The organism is Burkholderia sp. Ac-20379 (assembly GCF_017104645.1).
GTDB lineage: Bacteria > Pseudomonadota > Gammaproteobacteria > Burkholderiales > Burkholderiaceae > Burkholderia.
This window is the reverse complement of record NZ_JAAGPF010000703.1, coordinates 1-1,263: the sequence shown is the minus strand read 5'-3', so window position 1 is coordinate 1,263 and position 1,263 is coordinate 1. Positions and strand designations below refer to the sequence as shown.

The 1,263-nt window shown below is 71.9% G+C and carries 1 protein-coding gene and 1 pseudogene; both read right to left on the bottom strand.

Going from position 1 to position 1,263, the window contains the following annotated elements; genetic code table 11:
- Positions 1 to 820: acyl-CoA dehydrogenase family protein (locus tag G3N92_RS34095; protein ID WP_206131877.1), on the bottom strand; the 820-nt coding region annotated here is incomplete at its 3' end.
- 169 nt (positions 821 to 989) lie between these two features.
- Positions 990 to 1,263: pseudogene (locus G3N92_RS34090) on the bottom strand (hypothetical protein); the annotation flags it as partial.

The window sequence follows — 1,263 nt, the reverse complement described above, 5'->3', positions numbered from 1 at the left end:
GGCGGCGCGCGGCCACCTGGGCGGCGGCGTCGTTGACGGCCGCGCGCGCGATGCCGGCCAGCGTCGCCAGATGCACGAGCTGATAGAACGCTTCGGAATAGTCGAACGGTGCGCTCGCGACGATCTCGCGCTCGTCCACCGGCACGTCGTGGAAGTGGCTCGTGCCGCTCGCGGTGAGCCGCTGGCCCATGCCGTCCCAATCGTCGATCACCTCCACGCCGGGCGCGCGGCGCTCGATCGTGACGCTGACATAGGCGTCCTCGGCATCGGTCGCGCCCACGTGGATCCAGTCGGCGTACAGCGAGCCGGTGGTGTAGAACTTGGCGCCGTTCAGGCGCCAGCCGTCGGCGCCGCGCGTCAGGCGCGTGCCGAATTGCGCCTGCTTCGCATCGCCGGTTTCGGACCACGCGCCGCCCACGATGTCGCCCTTCGCGAGCCGCGCGAGCCAGGTGTCGCGCCGCGCGGCGGGGCTGCCGAGCGCGTGCTCGACGAAGCCGAAATGCGCGCGCAGCGCCTGCGTCAGGTTCGAATCGGCCTCGGACAATTCGATCAGCAGTTCGAAGAATGCGGGCAGATCGAGGCCGAGGCCGCCGTAATCGCGCGGCACGCGCACGGCCGTGAAACCGGCGTCGCGCAGCCAGTCGATCGCGTCGAACGGCAGCTCGCGCGCGATCTCGCGCTCGACGGCCTGCGCGCGGATTCGCGCGAACAGCGGACGGAACGGCGCGACCAGGCCGGGATAGGTGTCGCGGGGCGGTTCGCCCCAGGCCGCGCCCGTGACGAGATCGGGCGGCAGCGCGGTGGTGCGGTCTTGGGACATGGATCGGAAGCCGGTTGGGCAGGTTGCGCGGGTGTCTGACGGGCCAGCGTCGCGCCGGCCGGGTTCGCTGCAATCTAATCGGCTTCGCCGCCCGCTTGAAACCATCGATTTGCGGTTTGCTTATGCGCGCGCCCGCGCGATGCTTGTGCCGCGCGCTGCAATGCGCGGTTCAGCCCGCGTCGGGCGCGGCGGCGATCTCCGTGGCCTTCGCGGCCGAGCCTTGCGCCCGCGCCATCCGCCGCGTCGCCCACTGCACGGCCATCGCCGTTGCCGACGCCGCCGCGAACCCGAGCCACGCCGTATCCGCGCTCGCGTGGCGCAATGCGAACGCCAGCACGAGGCAGAACGCGACGAACGAGAAGCGCCCGAGCACCATGCCGCGCAGCAGCGCGATCGCGAACGCGCCGCCGTGCGCGCGATGCGACGACACGGCCAGCACGCTA